17 protein-coding genes and 3 pseudogenes are annotated in these 17834 nt (G+C 57.8%); 12 read left to right on the top strand and 8 right to left on the bottom strand.

Annotated features, from left to right (window positions below):
• Window positions 1-41: 41 nt before the first annotated feature.
• The 6 genes from HMPREF3096_RS18850 to HMPREF3096_RS18875 all read left to right on the top strand — a co-directional run bounded on the left by HMPREF3096_RS18850 (window position 42) and on the right by HMPREF3096_RS18875 (window position 5395).
• Entirely contained in the window at window positions 42-1001 is a 960-nt protein-coding gene (locus HMPREF3096_RS18850; RefSeq protein WP_064169280.1) for an ABC transporter permease, read from the top strand.
• Window positions 998-1948, top strand: a complete 951-nt coding sequence (gene opp4C / locus HMPREF3096_RS18855) for an oligopeptide ABC transporter permease (RefSeq protein ID WP_012541495.1) — start codon at window positions 998-1000, stop codon at window positions 1946-1948. Before HMPREF3096_RS18850 ends, opp4C begins: the two co-directional genes overlap by 4 nt.
• Window positions 1945-2925 carry an ABC transporter ATP-binding protein gene (locus HMPREF3096_RS18860; protein WP_008804587.1) on the top strand — a complete coding sequence of 327 codons (981 nt, stop codon included), beginning with the start codon at window positions 1945-1947 and terminating at the stop codon, window positions 2923-2925. The genes opp4C and HMPREF3096_RS18860 overlap by 4 nt, the downstream gene beginning before the upstream one ends.
• Window positions 2922-3893 (top strand): ABC transporter ATP-binding protein, encoded by a 972-nt coding sequence (locus HMPREF3096_RS18865; RefSeq protein WP_008804586.1) that lies wholly within the window; start codon window positions 2922-2924, stop codon window positions 3891-3893. The genes HMPREF3096_RS18860 and HMPREF3096_RS18865 overlap by 4 nt, the downstream gene beginning before the upstream one ends.
• A gap of 377 nt (window positions 3894-4270) precedes the next feature.
• Complete coding sequence (locus HMPREF3096_RS18870) at window positions 4271-4789, top strand: anti-virulence regulator CigR family protein (protein WP_070544545.1); 519 nt, start codon at window positions 4271-4273, stop codon at window positions 4787-4789.
• 117 nt (window positions 4790-4906) lie between these two features.
• Window positions 4907-5395 carry a DinB family protein gene (locus HMPREF3096_RS18875; protein WP_064169281.1) on the top strand — a complete coding sequence of 163 codons (489 nt, stop codon included), beginning with the start codon at window positions 4907-4909 and terminating at the stop codon, window positions 5393-5395.
• Between the two features lie 36 nt (window positions 5396-5431).
• Here HMPREF3096_RS18875 and HMPREF3096_RS31525 read toward each other — a convergent pair.
• The 3 genes and pseudogenes from HMPREF3096_RS31525 to HMPREF3096_RS18885 all read right to left on the bottom strand — a co-directional run bounded on the left by HMPREF3096_RS31525 (window position 5432) and on the right by HMPREF3096_RS18885 (window position 8159).
• Window positions 5432-5687 (bottom strand): annotated as a pseudogene (locus tag HMPREF3096_RS31525) (transcriptional regulator).
• A gap of 681 nt (window positions 5688-6368) precedes the next feature.
• A pseudogene (locus HMPREF3096_RS31530) lies at window positions 6369-6482 on the bottom strand (LuxR family transcriptional regulator); the annotation flags it as partial.
• 144 nt (window positions 6483-6626) lie between these two features.
• The gene (locus HMPREF3096_RS18885) at window positions 6627-8159 is read right to left on the bottom strand and encodes an MFS transporter (RefSeq protein ID WP_070544546.1); all 1533 of its coding nucleotides are present in this window, start codon (window positions 8157-8159) and stop codon (window positions 6627-6629) included.
• A gap of 116 nt (window positions 8160-8275) precedes the next feature.
• Here HMPREF3096_RS18885 and HMPREF3096_RS18890 point away from each other — a divergent pair.
• A pseudogene (locus tag HMPREF3096_RS18890) lies at window positions 8276-9212 on the top strand (LysR family transcriptional regulator).
• A 294-nt stretch (window positions 9213-9506) separates the two neighbouring features.
• Here HMPREF3096_RS18890 and HMPREF3096_RS18895 read toward each other — a convergent pair.
• The 5 genes from HMPREF3096_RS18895 to HMPREF3096_RS18915 are packed head-to-tail and all read right to left on the bottom strand — an operon-like array spanning window position 9507 to window position 13632.
• Window positions 9507-10712, bottom strand: a complete 1206-nt coding sequence (locus tag HMPREF3096_RS18895) for an MFS transporter (protein ID WP_032730563.1) — start codon at window positions 10710-10712, stop codon at window positions 9507-9509.
• Window positions 10713-10716: 4 nt separating this feature from the next.
• The gene (locus HMPREF3096_RS18900) at window positions 10717-11745 is read right to left on the bottom strand and encodes a zinc-binding dehydrogenase (RefSeq protein WP_032730565.1); all 1029 of its coding nucleotides are present in this window, start codon (window positions 11743-11745) and stop codon (window positions 10717-10719) included.
• Between the two features lie 26 nt (window positions 11746-11771).
• Complete coding sequence (locus HMPREF3096_RS18905) at window positions 11772-12290, bottom strand: carboxymuconolactone decarboxylase family protein (RefSeq protein WP_032730567.1); 519 nt, start codon at window positions 12288-12290, stop codon at window positions 11772-11774.
• 37 nt (window positions 12291-12327) lie between these two features.
• Complete coding sequence (locus HMPREF3096_RS18910; RefSeq protein ID WP_032730568.1) at window positions 12328-12810, bottom strand: OsmC family protein; 483 nt, start codon at window positions 12808-12810, stop codon at window positions 12328-12330.
• A gap of 45 nt (window positions 12811-12855) precedes the next feature.
• Entirely contained in the window at window positions 12856-13632 is a 777-nt protein-coding gene (locus HMPREF3096_RS18915) for an SDR family NAD(P)-dependent oxidoreductase (protein WP_032730570.1), read from the bottom strand.
• Window positions 13633-13808: 176 nt separating this feature from the next.
• On the opposite strand from HMPREF3096_RS18915, the gene HMPREF3096_RS18920 reads away from it, so the two are divergent.
• From HMPREF3096_RS18920 to HMPREF3096_RS18940, 5 genes are all read left to right on the top strand, one after another.
• Window positions 13809-14723, top strand: coding sequence for a LysR substrate-binding domain-containing protein (locus HMPREF3096_RS18920; protein ID WP_032730572.1), 915 nt, complete (start codon window positions 13809-13811; stop codon window positions 14721-14723).
• Between the two features lie 217 nt (window positions 14724-14940).
• Window positions 14941-15222 carry a hypothetical protein gene (locus HMPREF3096_RS18925; RefSeq protein WP_050887078.1) on the top strand — a complete coding sequence of 94 codons (282 nt, stop codon included), beginning with the start codon at window positions 14941-14943 and terminating at the stop codon, window positions 15220-15222.
• Window positions 15223-15258: 36 nt separating this feature from the next.
• Window positions 15259-15603: a carboxymuconolactone decarboxylase family protein gene (locus HMPREF3096_RS18930; RefSeq protein ID WP_007712977.1), complete on the top strand. Its 345-nt coding sequence runs from the start codon at window positions 15259-15261 to the stop codon at window positions 15601-15603.
• 40 nt (window positions 15604-15643) lie between these two features.
• Window positions 15644-16327, top strand: a complete 684-nt coding sequence (locus HMPREF3096_RS18935) for a cupin domain-containing protein (RefSeq protein WP_077264854.1) — start codon at window positions 15644-15646, stop codon at window positions 16325-16327.
• Entirely contained in the window at window positions 16324-17418 is a 1095-nt protein-coding gene (locus HMPREF3096_RS18940) for a flavin monoamine oxidase family protein (RefSeq protein WP_050887077.1), read from the top strand. Before HMPREF3096_RS18935 ends, HMPREF3096_RS18940 begins: the two co-directional genes overlap by 4 nt.
• Window positions 17419-17834 lie beyond the last annotated feature (416 nt).

Below are 17834 nucleotides of genomic sequence, written 5' to 3' on the forward strand. Positions count from 1 at the left end.
CCCTGGCCGCCGGGTTAACCGGCGGCTGATGTGAGACCATCATGAAAAATTTCATCCTGAGGCGCTTGCTGCAAACGCTGCCGATGCTGCTGCTGGCCTCCTTCATTATTTTTATGCTGTTTGCCAAAACCCCCGGCGACTTTATCGATGGCAATGTCACCCTGACCGCCGCCCGCGCCGCAGAGCTGAAGGCGATTTACGGCCTCGACCAGCCGCTGTTCACCCGCTACCTCCACTGGCTGGGACAGCTGCTGCGCGGTGATTTAGGCTTTTCACTGCAGTATCAGATCCCGGTCAGCCAGTTGCGCAACCAGTACATCTGGAACTCTTTTCTGCTGGCCAGCGTCGCGCTGGTCTTTTACTGGGGCATTGGCCTGGCGGTCGGCGTGGTTTCTGCCCTGCGACCCGGCTCCTGGTTTGATCATCTGGTGAGCGTCGCGGTGTTTGCCGCCATGTCGTTCCCCACCTTTTTCCTCTGCCTGCTGCTGATTAAATGGTTCGCCGTCGATCTCCACTGGCTACCGGTAGGCGGGATGACCAATACCGGCAGCGACGAGAGCGGCTGGCAGTATGTGCTGCAAGTGGCCGCCCACCTGGCGCTGCCGGTGCTGGCGCTGGTGATGCTGCAGGCGGGCAGCCTGACGCGCTATGTGCGCGCCAGTATGCTCGACGTGGTGAAAATGGATTTTATCCGTACCGCCCGCGCCAAGGGATTGCAGGAGCGCACGGTGATCCTCAAGCATGCCCTGCGCAACGCCCTGCTGCCGATTATCACCCTGCTGGGCTTCGAGCTGCCGGGGCTGTTCTCCGGGGCGATCATTACCGAAAAGGTGTTCAACTGGCCGGGGGCAGGCCACATCCATATCGACTCGCTGGCCGCCCGCGACTATCCGGTGCTGATGGGGTTTACCCTGTTTCTGGCGGTGCTGACGATCGTCGGGAATTTGCTCGCCGACGTGCTGTACGCCTGGGCCGATCCGCGTATTCGGGTGAGGTCATGATGATCCTGTCTTACTTTGCTTCCCGTCGCCGCCAGCGGCAGGCGGCTATCCCGGCGCTGGCGCATATTCCCCCCTCTCCCTGGCGCCAGGGGTGGCGACAGCTGCGCCGTAACCGGCTGGCCATGTTCTGCCTGATCCTGCTGGCGGTGATGGCGGTATGGTGCGTGCTGGGGCCCGTCTGGTCGCCATGGAGAGATGATGCCACCGATGCCCTGAGCATCAACCAGCCGCCCGGGGCGGAACACTGGCTCGGGACCGATTTTCTTGGTCGCGATGTCTACACCCGCCTGCTGCTGGCCGGGCGCATCTCGCTGATTATCGGCCTGCTGACCATGGTGATGTCGGTGTGCCTCGGCTACCTGCTCGGCGCCCTCTCGGGTTATGTCGGCGGGTTAACCGACAAACTGATCATGCGGGTGGCCGACCTGGTGATGACTATCCCCGGGTTACCGCTGTTGATCGTCGCCGGGGCGATGCTTTCTGAGCTCGATTTTTCCCCGGACTCGCGCATTTATATGGTGGTGGTGATGCTCAGCCTGCTGGAGTGGCCCCGACTGGCGCGGCTGGTGCGCGGACAATGTCTCTCCCTGCGCGAACGCGATTTTATGCTGGCCACCCAGGTGCTGGGCCTGTCGGCGCGTCGCCGGCTGTTTGGCCACCTGCTGCCGAATACCATTCCGATTCTGGTGGTGATGGCGACCATGGCCGTCGCCAACGCCATTCTCAGTGAATCCGCGCTGAGCTATCTCGGCCTCGGCGTGGTACCGCCGACGCCGTCATGGGGCAATATGATGGATGCTGCCAATAGCCTGATCGATTTCCAGCGCCGCCCCTGGCTGTGGATGCCGCCGGGCATCGCCATCTTTATCACCGTGATCGCCATCAACGTGCTGGGCGACGGCCTGCGCGACGCCATGGATCCCAATATGAAACCGAGGCTGAAATGACCACGCCGTTAGTCTCCTTTAATCATCTCTCCGTCTCTTTCGCCGGCGAACGCACCCGCGTGCGCGCGGTGCAGGAGGTCTCTTTCACCATTCAGGCCGGACAAACCGTTGGCGTGGTGGGCGAATCCGGCTGCGGCAAAAGCGTCACCGCCATGGCGCTGATGGGTCTCCTGCCACCGCAGGCGGCGCGCATCGACGGCGGCGAGATCCGCTTCGCGGACCGCGATCTGCTGCGGCTGAAAGCCAGACAGATGGCCGACCTGCGCGGCCACCAACTGGCCATGATCTTTCAGGAACCGATGTCGGCCCTGAACCCGGTGTTGACCATCGGGGAGCAGCTGTGCGAACCGCTGATCCGCCACCTCGGCGCCACGCCGAAAGCCGCCTGGCAGCAGGCCATCCAGCTGTTAAGCGAGGTCGGCCTGGCGCGCGGCGACAGCCTGATGACCCGCTATCCTCACCAGCTTTCCGGCGGCATGCTGCAGCGGGTAATGATCGCCATGGCGCTAAGCTGTCAGCCCAAACTGCTGATTGCCGACGAACCGACCACCGCGCTGGACGTCACCGTGCAGGCGCAAATCCTGCGCCTGCTGCGCGACCGGGCGCGGGCCAGCCAGATGGCGATGATGCTGATTACCCACGATCTTGGAGTGATCGCGCAGATGGCCGAGCAGGTAGTGGTGATGTATGCCGGACGGATCGTGGAACAGGGCGCCACCGCAGAGGTGCTACGGCATCCGCAACATCCTTACACGCGTGGGCTGATCGCCTCCCGCCCGGTGCCGGGTGAGCGGCGTCGGCGGCTGTACTCTATTCCCGGCCAGGTGCCGGATCTGGCCGCTCTGCCGGCGGGCTGCGCCTTTGCCGGGCGCTGCGAGCGGGCGACGGCGCGCTGTCGGGAGGCGATTCCGCCGCTGCTCGGTGAGCGCCAGCGGGCCGCCTGCTTTTACAGCGAATTTGCGGAGGCGACAGCATGAGCGAACGCTATGTTATTGAAGTGGATGGATTGAAAAAATATTTTCCGCTGCGCGACGGCCTGTTTGGCCAGCAGACCGGCGAGCTTCGCGCGGTGGACGGCGTCAGCTTTAACATCCGTCCGGGCACCATTTTTGGCCTGGTGGGCGAGTCCGGCAGTGGTAAAACCACCGTCGGCCGGACCCTGCTTGGCCTGTATGAGAAGAGTGCCGGCAGCGTGAAATTTCACGGTCAGGAGCTGGCCGACCTGACCGCGCCTGCCCTGCGCGCCATCCGGCCCAGAATGCAGCTGGTGTTTCAGGACCCCTATAGCTCGCTGAACCCACGGCTGCGTATTGGCGACGCGATTGGCGAAGCCATGCTGCAGCACAAGCTGTGCACCCGCGATGAGCTGTATGACCGGGTGATCGCCGTGATGAAGATCTGCGGCCTGGCACCGGAGCACTATGCCCGCTTCCCGCATCAGTTCTCTGGCGGCCAGCGACAGCGGATCGGTATTGCCCGGGCGCTGATCCTCAACCCGGATTTTATCGTCGCCGATGAGCCCATCTCGGCCCTCGATGTGTCGATTCAGGCGCAGATCATCAATTTGTTTTCCGACCTGCGCGACGAGCGCGGCGTCACCTTCCTGTTTATCTCCCACGACCTCGGGGTGGTGGAGCATTTATGTGACGATGTGGCGGTAATGTATCTGGGACAGCTGGTGGAAAGCGCCAGCCGCGATGCGCTGTTCAGCCGCCCCCTCCATCCCTATACCCGCGCCCTGCTGGCCGCGGTGCCAACCCTCGATCCGCACAGTGAACCGCAGGCGCTGATGCAAGGTGAGATCCCGGATCCGGCCAATCCGCCCCCCGGCTGCCGCTTTTCATCCCGCTGCCCGCAGGTCAGCGAGCGGTGCAGGAGAGAAGCTCCGGCGCTGCGCGAGGTGGCCCCGGGCCATCGGGTCGCCTGCCATGGGGTCGCGTCCTGAGCACAGTCGATGGGGTTATTTATTTCTAAACAACCGTCCGATTGTGCACGGCAGCGCCAGGATTTACTATCCGCCCCGTCTTGTGAGACGCGTTATGAATGAAGCGTAATATTTTTGTTCATTTTTGCCCGATGGCTTCGGGCATTTTTTTCTCTACGCCCGGGAGCGATCCTGTCGGCAACACATTTAGCGGGGCGCGGTCGCCCGTCTGTCAAAACGCAGCAATGGAATTGCCTGTCCGCGCCCCGCTATCCCTTTCCCTTTATCTTTCCCGCCGGTGATTAAAAACCGGCAAAAAATAAGAAATGATGAGATTGCCAGGGGTATAGCTTTCTCTTATGTTTTAAGCGTGTACTCCCCATTAAGGAAACAACATCATGCTTAAGCGTCGCACTCTCAAAACAGCACTGGCGGCGGTTATTTCTCTTGCCGTCATGGCCGCGCCGGCGTATGCCAACCCGGGTAATGGCAACGGTAATGGCGGTGGTAATCACGGGAACAGTGGTAACCATGGCAATAGCGGCAATCATGGCAATAATGGCGACCATGGTAATAAAGGCCAGAATAAAGGTCAGTCTGCTGACGAGCATGGCAACCGCAAAAACTACGGTAAACCCGACCACGTCGACAGCGATATTAGCTTCTCACGGGCGCGCTCCCTTGCCGTGAACTACGGTCTGGTCGGCTATCAGGCGCTGCCTCCGGGTATCGCCAAAAATGTTGCCCGCGGCAACCCGCTCCCTCCGGGTATCGCGAAAAAGACCCTGCCGGCTTCCATGATTAACGACCTGCCCTATTATCCAGGCTATGAATGGCGCGCGGTCGGCGATGACCTGGTGCTGGTCGCCCTGAGCACTGCCATCGTGACCGCCGTGATTAACGGTGTGTTTGACTAAATCACCAGCTTATTGAAAAGCCTCGCCCCGGCGAGGCTTTTTTGTGCCTGGCGCTGGAGAATGACAACTCACTGGCATAATCGCTAAGATAATGGCTCAACCAACCCGGGACAGACTATGGACAAAGACACAGTAGTGACGCTGTTGAAATACAAGCGCTGGATTGACCTTGCCACCTTACAGGCGATCCGCGCAATTGACGGTACGGTATATGGCGAAAAACGTCACCTGACCATCAGGCTGATGAACCATATCCATGTCGTTGACATGATTTTCCGGGCGAACCTGCGCGGCAGGCCGCACGGTTACACCGCGCTGAATACCCCCGAGACGCCAACCGTTGATGCGCTGGAAAAGGCCATGACCGCCTGTACGGACGAATACATTCAGTACGTCAGCGCCATGACCCCCGCCGATTTTCACGAACGTATCGCCTTCAAATTTGTTGACGGCGGTGACGGCAATATGACCGCGATGGAGATGCTGAACCACATGCTCTTTCACGGCGCCTATCACCGCGGGGCGGTGGGCTGGATGATTGGCGAATGCGGCGGCGTGCCGCCAAAAGAGGTGCTGACGGTTTTCCTGCGCGACCATCATTCCTGAGGATGCGAAACCATCAGCCGTGAATCGCGCGGAGGATCAGCAGAAGTTCAGCCTGATGACGAGTATGGGTTTTCCGGTACAGGGCGCTGAGGTGGGTTCTGATGGTGGCGATGGACACGTCCAGATGTAAGGCGCATTCACCCGGTGTCATGCCCCGCACCAGCAGCTCCGCCACCGCATTCTCGGCGGGTTTGACGTTAAACAGCTCCATCAAGGCGCTGCCGGTGAGAAACGGCTCGGGAATAATCACGCAGGCGACCCCGGCAAGAAGGGCTGCCGGGATCACGAGGATCGGTTTCGGCTGACGCCCGGCGGTATAGCACAGCCCTGCCTTCGGCGGCTCTGCCGTCCGGGTGGCCTGCTCGATGGCGCGTTTCAGCTTTTTACTGTCGGTATTGAGGCACAGCATATCGCCCCCGCTATACCATGAGAGGCGGGCGTTGGCGCGCAGATAGCGTTCGGCATGCGCGCTGGCGTAGAGAATTTTACCGCCATGATCCACCAGCCATACCGGGTAGATCCCGTTGTCCATCACCGCGCTCTGGTATTTTATGGTGTCCCGCAACTGTTCAAACCGGGCGTGAAGCTGGCAGGCGGTTTTTAACGCCGGGATCAGGCGCCTGAACAGTTCAAACTGCACCGGCTGCGGATAAGCCGCCGTATTGGCCGTCATCAGTGACAGATAGGTGGCATAGCCATTGATGGTGCACAGCTTGACGCTGGTGAGATGATTCAGGTCGTTGGGGTGATGAAATTCATTGTAATAGACGCTGCCGGCAATAAACTTATCGCCTAAATATTCCCGGTCCCGATACATTTGCCCGACCGGTAACGCGGTCAATATTTTTTCGGCGGGATCGATAGCCAGAAATACATCGCGATAGGCGGTAAAGACCTTCTCCTCGAGCAGGAGTGAATCAGTCAACAGATGGGCATTGCCTTTGTCGTAAAACAGAAATGCCGCGTACTGATGGCCGGTCAGTAACGCCAGTTTCTGCAATGCCGATTTCCACAAATCGGGATCCAGGGTGGCCGTCAGCACCGTTTCCAGGATCTCGATGTAAATCAGTTCCGGATCAATCGCCATACCGCCACCTGTGAGTCACTGTTTCCGCGGCCGGGGCGGCGCATGTGGCCGCTCTAATCAGCATAGTTCCGCCAGTGAAACAATGACAGTTCAGGTTCGCTGAGCAGCCCGGGAAGCGTGACGCCACCGCGCTATCAAGGGGGTTCAGCATCCACTGTCGCGGGTTTGGATAGCGCCCGCCTTCCGGCATAGCGTCCGCCAGACCATCAGGGCGCACACCAGGGTGACGACCGCCAGCCCGCTAAACAGTAGCGTATAAGCAGAGTCATAGCTCTCGCGCAGCGCCCGGAGGGAAAAGTCAGGCAAAAGCGCAGCCGCCTGCGGCATATTGCCGGCCCCCAGCCAGCCTGCGGCGCGGTCAATCACCTCAGGCGCATACCCGTGAACGCGACTTTGCAGGGTCAGGTTATTGCTTGCCGTTAATACCGCCGAAACGACCGCCAGGGCGATCCCCTCGCCGGCAACGCGAACGGTATTGAACAGGCCTGCCGCCATACCGGCTTTCGCCATCGGCACAGCGGAAATCGCCAGGCCGTCCATCAGCCCCCAGGGAAACGCCGCCCCAGCTCCACAGAGGATCAGCGCCAGCACCAGCTGCGGGAGATGGTGGCTGTGAAAAGCGTTCCCCAGCAACAGCAACCCGACGGAGGCCATCATCAGTCCCGCCGTGGACACGTGCCCCGGTGAAAACCAGCGGGTGAGCAGGGCCGCAACGGATGGGAAAACCAGCATCGGCGTGGTCAGCGCCATCAGATACAGTGCGCTCTGCGGCTCACTCATCCCCTCTCCGCCCATAAAATGCAGGGGAACAATAATCAGCAGGACAACGTAGCAACAGCAGGTGGCGACAGGCAGCAACAGTACGCCGACAAAACGCGGATGACGCAGCAGGGAGATGTCCAGCACCGGGTTGTTCACCCTCCGGCAGCGCACGACAAACGCCACGAACAGCCCCCCCGACGCGATGAGCAAGGCCAGCGTGGTCAGGGATAAAAAACCGCGGGCCGGAATGACCATGAGCGATGCAGTAAACAGCATCAGGGCCAGCGTAAACAGGAGTAAGCCGAGGTTGTCGGGTGTCCGCGGCTCGCTTTTTTCTGCCGCGGGCAGATACGCCAGTCCGATAAGCAGCACCCCTGCCGAAAGCAGCGCAAACAGGGCGTATACGCCGCGCCAGCCCACCGCGTCGGTCATGAAGCCGATCAGCAGCGGACCGAACGCCAGGCCAACGCCGAACACCGTGCCCAGGATGCTGAATGCCCGGGTCCGCTGAGCGCCATCATACAGCTGGGCCAGCGCCGCACTGCCGCTGGCTAAAATCATCGCCGCGGCCAGGCCCTGCAGAGCCCTCAACACGCCTGACAGGAAGAGATTGTGCGTCAGGCAAAACAGCAGGCTGCTCAGGCAAAACAGCGCGGCGCCGGCGATAAAAATACGTTTTCTGTCGATGGCATCCGCCATCACCCCTGCGGCCAGCAAAAAGCTGCCGAAAGTCAGCATAAAGCCATTGGTCAGCCACGACAGCGCAGCGGGAGAGCCGCCCAGCGACTGCTGTATCGCGGGGGTGGTCATGACGCCGCCGGTAAAACTTAACGGCAGCAGCAAGGCCGCCATAAAGACAGAAAGCGCGGCCAGGGCGCTGGCGTATCGGGAAGGTGTTCTGGCGGTGAGTAACATCGGGCGGCCCTCATCAGTCGGCAAGGAATGAATAAACTGTCGCCATCCTATTGCGGATGTTAATGCCGATAAATAGACTGAAAATATCTTCTTAAGAGACATAAGGTTTATAATCGATGGACAGCCTCACCTCGCTGACGTCCTTTGTCCGCACCGCCGAAACGCTAAGCTTTGTTCAGGCCGCCAGGCTGCTGGGCATATCTGCCTCGGCGGTGGGTAAGAATGTCGCCCGGCTTGAGCATAAACTGGGGGTCCGGCTGTTCAACCGCAGCACCAGAAACGTCAGCCTGACGGCGGAGGGGGCCGCATTTCTGACGCGCTGCCAGAGTATCCTGGAGCAGATCCAGGAGGCCGAGTCAGAGCTGACCAGCAGTCTCTCACAGCCCACCGGCAAACTGAGGATTTCACTGCCCGTCATTGGCTACCGCCTGTTGCTCCCCGCCCTCACCGCCTTTACCCGTCTTTATCCGCAGGTTGAACTGGATCTCGACTTTAGTGACCGGCTGGTCAATCTGATCGATGAAGGATTTGATGTTGCTATCCGTAGCGGTGAATTAGCTGACTCCCGCTTGATCGCCAGAAAGCTGGGGGGCTTTCGTTTTGTGCTCTGCGCCAGCCCGGCCTATCTGGCGGAATACGGGCCCCCCGACTCGCCAAAGGAATTGGCGGCGCACAAGTGCATTTTTTTCCGCTTCCCCGCGACGGGGCTGATCCAGCCCTGGGAACTGCGCGATATGCGGCTGACGGGAGATTTCAGGGCCGCTGCCGTTGTAACGGTCAATAACATTGAGGCCGCCATTCGCTTAAGCGCGGCGGGGATGGGCATCGCTTATGTGCCTGATTTTGTCGTGCGCGAGGCCATGGATGAGGGACAACTGCAGGAGGTGTTGCCCGGCTGTTGCGTCAAGGATGGGCATTTCTCGGTCCTGTGGCCCGCCAGCCGCTACCTGTCACCGAGAATACGCTGTTTTATCGATTTTATGGCTGCGGCAGAGATACCTTTGTCACCCGCATCGGCGCCCCCTATCCCTTGTGTCTAACAATTTGTGGTGATTAGCTACCCCCACTGAAGCAGAGTGAGCCGCCCCCTTCCCTTAAGGTCAGAAAAGTCTGCACCGCTGAATCTTGATTTGCAGCACATGGCCCCCCGCTTCACCTTTCACACCAGCACATCAGGTTGAACGGTTACCTGAGTTGAAGGTCCGCTGCGAGCGAAGAACGGACGTTCATGAAATAATGGGGCCAGTGAGCATCGACAAGTATGCCCAAAATCATGCTCATTGATTTTGGGCTTAAGATACTATGCACATCAACATAAACCGCTTCCAGGCCGCAGAGAAAACTACGTCAGAAGCTTAATTTATCCTGCTTTTTTGTCCGCAACCCGTTAATAATACCTAAAAATGCAAGCCCGACGGGAACAAGGGATCCCCACAGAACGGCGTTCCAGCCGTAGAGACTGAGCAGGGCTCCTGAAGAAAATGACCCAACAATCATCACCCCAAACACCACAAAATCATTCAGGGACTGGACCTGGTTTTTCTCTTCGGGACGGTGATATTCAATGATCTTCGCCGATGCGCCGGTGAAGCCAAAATTCCAGCCCAGACCCAGCAATATCAGCGACAGCCAGTAGTGAAAAATATCAGTTCCACCAAGTCCGGCCAGCACAGAGCATGCCGTGATAAGCAGACCCGCAGCGGCGATACGCATGGCCCCAAAACGGTTAATTAATTTGCCGGTGAAAAAGCCCGGACCGTACATGGCAATCACATGCCACTGGATACCAAGATTGGACGCCTGCTGAGAAATGCCGTGCATGTGCATCGAGAGGGGGGCTGCCGTCATCAGGAAATTCATCACCATATAGGTGACCGCACCGCTGAATACGGTTCTGGCAAACCCTGGCTGTCGGACAATCTCGCGCAAAGGTCGTCCACCCGTTTTTACTGCGCCGGCAGGTTCTGTGGTTTTCACGTCTTTGAGTATGAATGCCGAAATAACGGCCACGAGCGCCTGGGCGAGGAACGTGACGGCGAAGGTATGAGGCGGCCAGAGGTGCATCGTTCCGGAAACCAGCATGGGCCCAACCACGCCGGCAATCACTCCGCCCCCCATAACCAGCGACAAAGCCCTGGCCCTTCGTTCGGGCGTAACGCCGTCCGTTGCGGCAAAACGAAAGCTGAGCGCGACTGCCGCATAGGCACCGCCCAGAAATGCAGCAATGCAGAACAGCAGGAATGAGCCGATGAAGACGGCCAGAGCAGCCGTCAGGCCGGTGATGACGCCTGCTCCGGTGCCGACCATAAAGGCAGTTTTACGACCATTTTTCCGCGCCAATGAGCCTAACGGCAGAATGCAGGCCGCCATCCCCAGAACAAACATGGTGATGGGCAGGGTGGCCAGCGAACTGGCAGGTGCAATCGCATTACCCACAATTGCCCCTGTGGCATAAAAGACGACGGAGTTAGCACCGGCGAGAGCCTGTGCGGCCGACAGGCGTATAATATTATTTTTCTGATCTGCAACGGGCAGGAAATGTTCTGCGGACATGTGATTAATTATCCTGATTCATGGTGAGCACTATCCGGTATCGCGCCAGACCCTGCTTCAGTCTGCTGAGCGCCTCATTTGCCCTTTCAAATGGCAGCAGTTCAGTGACAGGCAACGTCTGAAAGAGGTGGCTGAACTGTAGTGCGCGCTCGGTTTGCGCCGGTGTGCTGACGAAGGATCCTGTCAGGGTACGTTCAGCGCCGATCATCATACCCGGCGTGACCTGCACCGGCGTTTGTCCGGTACCCAGCAGGATCGCTTTTCCCCGGGGGGCGAGGGCGGACAGAAGGGCTGATACCGTTTCTGAATCCGGTGCCGTTGCCACAATAAAATCCACACCGCCGTCATTTTTCAGACGTTCTGATGCGTTTTCCTTAAGTGTATCGATGTAGTGATGCGCACCCAGCTCAATGGCCGCTCGTTCTTTTTCGCTACCGCGCGCCACCACCGTAACGTCAAACCCCATTTTACGGGCGTACTGAACGGCCATGTGGCCAAGGCCACCCATTCCGAGAACCGCCACTCTGTCGCCCGCTCTGGCGCCAGAATTACGCAGTGCGTTGAAGGTTGCGGTACCGGCGCAAAGGATCGGCGCTGCATGTACGGAAGAGAGCGCGGAGGGGATGGCTATCAGCGCGGTATGCCGCATGACAACGTACTCTGCGTAGCCGCCATCGCAGCTGAGTCCTGGCGTAAGCTGGTTTTCACAGAGGTGAAAAAGCCCGCTGCGACAGGGTTTGCAGTGCTGACAGTATCCCCCCAGACGCCCGATGCCAACCCGCTGACCGGTTTGCCAGATATCGGGTACCCTGTTCCCTTTCCGGGCAATAAATCCGACAATTTCATGTCCCGGTATACGGCCGGGCTGGCCCGCCTGCGGCGCTTTTTCCGCGTCCCGGAGATCGGCACCGCATACGCCGCATGCTTCAATTCTGATGAGCACCTCATCCGGGCCGGGAGCGGGTACCGGCCGCTCTGTCATTTCCAGCACCCCGGGGGCAACGATCTGCATAGCGCGATATTTTTTATTCATAAATTGCACCGGAAAAAGTAGGGATATCAGATGGCAAGGGCGACGAGAAAACGGGATACCATGTTATAGGCGGCGACAGTAGCAACCGCTTCCACGGTCTCTTTTTCACCTAACAGGCTTTTCAGCGCCCCGATGATGTTCTCCTCAACCACGACGTTCCGGGTGGACTGGTCCGTAAGATGTATCAGCAACGTTTCGGTGTCATTAAAGATGTGTGGCGCGGAGGATAACCGCAGGGCTTCTGCTTTTTCAGCCGTTCCGCCTGCATCCAGATAGGCAGGGTAGTGCACGTTCCATTCAAATTCTGCTTTATTCAGCCAGGCAACGCGCAGCATGATCAGTTCCCGGTATTCAAGGCTGAGCGAAAATTCCTGACGTACCCGTACCATCAGTTCGTTCCAGCCCGTGGCCAGGGGGGCACTCTTCAGTAATACCCGGTCAATACCTATCAGTTTTCCGCCGGGCCGACGGGCCTTTATCGCGTTGAGAAGATTGGCGTCAACGGGCTCTTCATCCTGCCAGGGGGTTACTCTTGGTGTGGTCATATCATTTTTTCCTGTTGAACAAAACAATCCAGCCGCGTCAGCTCAGTATTAAGTCACCTTCGATCAGCATATTCTGGGCCAGTAACCACCGGTTCAGGGAGGAGTCAATCACCCGCTGATGGACCCCTTCAAACTGATGCACCGTGCCGCTACCGCTTACGTGGATGACATACACAAGCCTGCCGGAGGCATCCTCTGCAGGTCTGTCACCGGAGGCCGGTATACCCTTCGGAAGGTGCCCGTCAGTGTGAATTTCAAGATGCGTAAGGGCGAGACCTTCAGCCCTGGCTTCGAGAATAAAGGCGGCCATTATGCAGGCGTTAAACGCAGCGAGCATCAGCTCCTGGGGGTCAGGAGCCAGCCCTTCGCCACCAAGCGAAACCGGTTCATCGGAATCGATAACATGACTTTGCAGGGCCGGCGAAGCGTTGTCTGCGGAAAAGGACTGGCAGAGCGTCCGGCTGGCCATGCCCCCCTGCCATGAGGTGACAAGGTCATAATGCACGGTCTGGATTTGCATAATTACTCCAGTGCCGCACGCGGGTAAGCGCGTGCGGCATGGTCATCAGGCGTTACGGCCAGCCATTACGCCACCATCAATATCCCAGATAGCGCCGGTGACCCAGCCAGTCTTGTCAGAAAGCAGGAAAGCAACGGTTTCCGCGATATCGACCGGGGTACCCACGCGACCGATCGGGTGGAAGCTGTCAAAGCTGCTCATCACGTCCTTCACGTCGTCTTTCGGAATGAAGCCTTCGTAAATTGGCGTGTGAACAACGGCCGGAGACACCGCATTCACGCGGATCCCTTTTTCACCCAGCTCAATGGCCAGGTTTTTGGTCAGCGCGTGCAGACCCGCTTTTGCCATTGAGTAGGCTGAAGACGGAGTGGCACCGATGGCCTGCTGTGCCCACATGGAACCGATATTAACGATGGAGCCTTTAATGCCGGCTTCGACCATATTGCGCACCACGTCACGGGTAATAAAGAACGTCGCGCGGTTAATGCTCATGTACATGTCATAGTCTGACGTTTCATGTTCGGTGAACGGTTTCGGGAAAAATACGCCAGCCGCATTGACCAGCAGGCTAATATCTTTGTGTTCGGCATTAATGGTATTCACCACGTGCTGCATACCTTCTTCTTTCATCAGGTCGGCAACGATGATGGAAACCTGACCGTCTGCAGCCAGCGCCTGGCGGGCCTGCTCGGCTTTGTCCTGACGATTGCCAACCAGCACAACGCTGCCACCGTTTTTCAGAACCAGCTTCGCCGTTTCGAAGCCCATACCGCTTGTACCACCGACCACTAACAGTTTTTTACCGGCAAAAGATGCGTTCATCGCTAACCTCTTTGAATTCATATGGTTGTCATTGATGAAAAGCCGCGCTCCTCATCGTGTGAAATCAGAATGCCACCCGGGCCTCTGATTGACGACTGAGAAGAAATTGCGACCCAGGAAAGAAAATCTTTCTCGCTGGCGTATACTGAGGAAAATAATGCATCAGGATGACCACAATGCGATCGCTAAACCGACTTAAATGGCTGCACGCTTTTGAAGCCACCGCCAGGCATGGCAGCTTTACCGGCGCGGCTCAGGAGCTGGGCGTTACGCCCGCCGCAGTAGGCCAGCTGGTACGCTCGCTGGAAGACTGGGTAGGACACCCGCTTCTTCACCGCACCCGCTCAGGAAAAGAGCGGCTGACGCTGGTTGACGAAGCGCAGGAGGCACTCCATGACATCACGCAGGGGCTCGACAAACTTGAAACCGGATTAAACAAGCTTCGTGGTCGCCGCTCGCGCTCGGTGGTGGTGGTGACGGCGTCGCAGGTACTGATGATGAACTGGCTGATGGATCGCCTGAACCGGTTTTCGGAAACGCACGAAAATATCGATCTGCGGCTTAACGTCACGGAAAAGCTGATGGACGTGTCACACGGCGAGGCGGATATCGGTATTCGCTGCGGACAGGGCGACTGGCCTGGCGTGAATAAAACCTGGCTGATGGATGAGGAAGCGGTGCTGGTCTGCAGTCCCCACCTGGTGCCGTCCGGGAAAATGGCCTGCAGTGAATGGCTCGCCACGCAAAAACTCATTCACGATGACACGCCCCACCCGGGGGCGGATTTTCCGTCATGGAATGATGTCCTGATGGCGGTCGGTGCCCCCGAAGCGCTGGAAAGCGGGCTGCATATTAACTCCACCTCAGCGGTGATTCTGTCGGCCCTGAGCGGCAGAGGCGTGGCCATCGTGCGATACGCTCTGGTGAAAAAGCTTATCGAAACCGGACAGCTGGTCCAGTTGCATCCTGACCACCGGTGGCCGCTCAAGTGGTCTTATTATCTGGTCACCCCGCAGCAGAATGTAATGCGTGATGAAGTAAAAGTTTTCCATGACTGGCTTCTTCAGGATGTCGTTTCAGACCGTTCATAAACTGCCTCATCAGGCATCACGCTGTCCCGGCAATCAGTCCAGCCGCGTGATGCTTTATTCCCTGCTATACCACGACGTAGAATTTCTTCTCTGCTCCGCAAGATTATCTGATTTGTTGAAGCTGTCTGGCTTTCTGATAATCGCCCTCAACGAAAGGTAATACAGGCCGGGTTTTTAAGCGGGCGTGTTACCTCAACCCTGAGCGAAGGAGAGAACGATGGCTTATCTGCAAATCACCCTGGATATCAGTAATGAAAACCGTGCGGCAGCCGCGGGGGTATACCAGAAATACAAAACCCCGTTTCTGACCACCATCGAGGGTGCCACCTCTAAAGAGCTGCTTGTCCGTGATGAGGATGTCCAGGTGCTGCACGGCTTTAAGACTGTAGCGCAGGCGCAGGCATACCTTGGCAGTCCGCTGTTCACGCAGGATGTCGTTGCAGGATTAAAACCCTATTTAAACAGCGCGCCTGACGTACGTATTTTCGACGTCATGTAATGATTTTTCTGAGACAAAAAATAACCGGAGTTTTCAATGTTCTTAAACTGGAATGAATATCGCAGTGGCCTGCTCGCCACCATCGGCAAATTTGCCAAACTGCAGCCAGAGTTTATGAAAGGCTTTCAACAGATGGATAAAGGGGCGTCAGAAAACAAGCACCTCGATCCCAAAACCCATGAACTGATTGCACTGGCCGTGGCCGTCACCACCCGCTGTGACGGTTGCCTGGCCGTACACGTCGACGCTGCTGTTAAGCACGGTGCCACGCGCGAAGAGATCGCCGAAGCGCTGGCCGTTGCCATTAACCTGAACACTGGCGCAGCGCTGACATATACCGCGCGTGCTCTGGATGTTTACGATAATCTGCCGAACAAATAGGCCTGCAGACGGCCCCTGCGGGGCCGTCTAATCACTCACTATGATGTTACTGAATTCTGATTTTTCGCAGCGTGCGATCGTTACTCCGGACGATTATCAGTGGATACCTTCTCCCCAGCCCGGCGTTAAGCGCGTGATGCTTGACCGGATTGGTCGCGAGCAGGCCCGCGCAACCAGCCTTGTCCGGTATGCGCCCGGATCCGAATTTCCCGCACACAGCCATCCAGGCGGAGAGGAGATTCTGGTGCTCGAGGGGACTTTTACCGAAAACGGGGTCAACTATCCTGCCGGCTGGTATCTGCGCAGCCCGGACGGTTCTTCTCACCAGCCCTCAAGTCGCGACGGCACAACCATTTTCGTCAAGCTGCGCCAGATGTCTGCCGATGAACGCCAGCCGGTCAGGATAAATACGCAGGAGGCAGCTAACTGGCACGGTCAGCCGCAAAGACAAGTCTGCCCTTTATTCTCCGGCACCTCAGAAACTGTTCTGCTTCAGAAAATTGCCCCGGGCGAGCGGATCTTCTGTGCGCCGCTTGTTGGCGGAGCAGAGATCCTTCTTCTGCAGGGAGAACTCCATGCGCCGGAAGGTTGCTATGGGGCAGGAAGCTGGATGCGGTTTCCGCCGGGTGATATGCCTGCTCTTATGGCCACCGCCTCTGGCGCACTTTTTTATCTGAAAACGGGACATCTCAGCCCGACAACCCTGAGCGGAGCGACATTATGAAGCAGAGCGCTGTTATCATTGGTGCGGGCATAAGCGGCCTTTATGCCGCCACGCTGCTTGAAAAAGCGGGTGTTGATTATGTGATCCTTGAGGCTCGTGACAGAACGGGCGGGCGCGTGCTGTCAGGCCTGGAACTGGCGGGCACCTCCGCTGGCGTTCATGTAGATATGGGGGCAGCGTGGTTCTGGCCTGATATTCAACCGGACTTCGCGCAACTGATCGAGCGGCTTAATCTTCCGGTAATCGCGCATGGCCGTCCGGGTGACATGCTCTACGAACGCCAGCTGGATTCGCCCCCCGAACGCTACCCGGCATGGGAGAGCTCCCCGGCGTCTTTCAGGCTGAAGGGAGGAATGCAGGCGCTGACGGCGGCACTTAAAAGTCAGATCCCGGCTGAGAAGATTAAAACCGGCCATCAGGTGGTGGCGGTTTCCCGGGCTGGCAAGGAAGTGCTGGTCCATACCCGGTCCGAAGGCAGTAAAAAGGCCGTATTTTCCGGTGAGCATGTCTTCCTCGCTTTGCCTCCTGCCCTGGCAGCTAAAATAGATTTCATACCCGCGATGCCGGAACAGGTGCTGTCGAACTGGCGGAAAATCCCGACATGGATGGCTCCCCATGCAAAATATGTCGCTGTATATAAAACAGACTTATTGCATGAGCGGCAGCTTTCAGGGAATGCAGGAAGCCGCGTGGGGCCAATGGTTGAGATCCACGACGTATCCGAGCCAGACTCGGGCAAAACGGCGATTTTTGGTTTCATTGGCGTACCGGCAAAATCGAGATGGACTGTCAGCGAAGCTGTGCTCAAAGGCCTTTGCCGGGAGCAACTCGTGCGCTTATTTGGACAGGATGCGGCAGAGCCCGAAGCGGAGTATATAAAAGACTGGGCAGCCGATCCGTTTACTGCAACGGAATTTGATCTCCTGCAGGAGGTCGGGCACGCAATGCCTGAGCAACTTCCCGCCAGGGGAGAATGGTCCGGTGAGATAACAGGTATCGCCAGTGAATGGTCGCCACAGTTCTCGGGTTATCTGGCAGGTGCAATTGACTCCGCGTCCATGGGCGTTCAACGCTGGCTACAACAGAAATAAACCGCAAAATTAGGGGGCTATCGTCTGGGCCGGAGAGGGGTTGTTAAAAAACATAAGTATCCGGTTCGATAATACACAGCTATTAAAAACAGCTGGCTTCTGAAACGTCCGCTTCTGGCACAAAGCAGACATTAAAACCTACAGCATCGGGAAGCTTCTGAATACCGCGTCAGCGGCATGAGGGTGCCGATGAGGTTACAATGTGTCTGTGGAGTCAAATGGCGCCGAAAGCCCCGCGTAGCCGGTTACCGAGCTATAAATTCTGCCCCCCTGCCCTGGTTAGCCTTAACCCACTAACAGCAATAAAGAAGTTAAGGTAATCCCTTTATGGCTTTACGGCGTTTACGACGTAAAGGACGTGATTTTCAGGGCCTTAACCAAGGTAGCTTGCTGCTGACGCTTAGGGGGATGTTCTT

The sequence above is a fragment of the Klebsiella sp. HMSC25G12 genome (assembly GCF_001807705.1).
GTDB classification, from domain to species: Bacteria; Pseudomonadota; Gammaproteobacteria; order Enterobacterales; family Enterobacteriaceae; genus Klebsiella; species Klebsiella variicola.

Coding starts and splice junctions, on each gene's coding strand:
- HMPREF3096_RS18850 (WP_064169280.1), top strand. CDS start 42: ATGAAAAATTTCATCCTGAGGCGCTTGCTGCAAACGCTGCCGATGCTG.
- opp4C (WP_012541495.1), top strand. CDS start 998: ATGATGATCCTGTCTTACTTTGCTTCCCGTCGCCGCCAGCGGCAGGCG.
- HMPREF3096_RS18860 (WP_008804587.1), top strand. CDS start 1,945: ATGACCACGCCGTTAGTCTCCTTTAATCATCTCTCCGTCTCTTTCGCC.
- HMPREF3096_RS18865 (WP_008804586.1), top strand. CDS start 2,922: ATGAGCGAACGCTATGTTATTGAAGTGGATGGATTGAAAAAATATTTT.
- HMPREF3096_RS18870 (WP_070544545.1), top strand. CDS start 4,271: ATGCTTAAGCGTCGCACTCTCAAAACAGCACTGGCGGCGGTTATTTCT.
- HMPREF3096_RS18875 (WP_064169281.1), top strand. CDS start 4,907: ATGGACAAAGACACAGTAGTGACGCTGTTGAAATACAAGCGCTGGATT.
- HMPREF3096_RS18885 (WP_070544546.1), bottom strand. CDS start 8,159: ATGTTACTCACCGCCAGAACACCTTCCCGATACGCCAGCGCCCTGGCC.
- HMPREF3096_RS18895 (WP_032730563.1), bottom strand. CDS start 10,712: ATGTCCGCAGAACATTTCCTGCCCGTTGCAGATCAGAAAAATAATATT.
- HMPREF3096_RS18900 (WP_032730565.1), bottom strand. CDS start 11,745: ATGAATAAAAAATATCGCGCTATGCAGATCGTTGCCCCCGGGGTGCTG.
- HMPREF3096_RS18905 (WP_032730567.1), bottom strand. CDS start 12,290: ATGACCACACCAAGAGTAACCCCCTGGCAGGATGAAGAGCCCGTTGAC.
- HMPREF3096_RS18910 (WP_032730568.1), bottom strand. CDS start 12,810: ATGCAAATCCAGACCGTGCATTATGACCTTGTCACCTCATGGCAGGGG.
- HMPREF3096_RS18915 (WP_032730570.1), bottom strand. CDS start 13,632: ATGAACGCATCTTTTGCCGGTAAAAAACTGTTAGTGGTCGGTGGTACA.
- HMPREF3096_RS18920 (WP_032730572.1), top strand. CDS start 13,809: ATGCGATCGCTAAACCGACTTAAATGGCTGCACGCTTTTGAAGCCACC.
- HMPREF3096_RS18925 (WP_050887078.1), top strand. CDS start 14,941: ATGGCTTATCTGCAAATCACCCTGGATATCAGTAATGAAAACCGTGCG.
- HMPREF3096_RS18930 (WP_007712977.1), top strand. CDS start 15,259: ATGTTCTTAAACTGGAATGAATATCGCAGTGGCCTGCTCGCCACCATC.
- HMPREF3096_RS18935 (WP_077264854.1), top strand. CDS start 15,644: ATGATGTTACTGAATTCTGATTTTTCGCAGCGTGCGATCGTTACTCCG.
- HMPREF3096_RS18940 (WP_050887077.1), top strand. CDS start 16,324: ATGAAGCAGAGCGCTGTTATCATTGGTGCGGGCATAAGCGGCCTTTAT.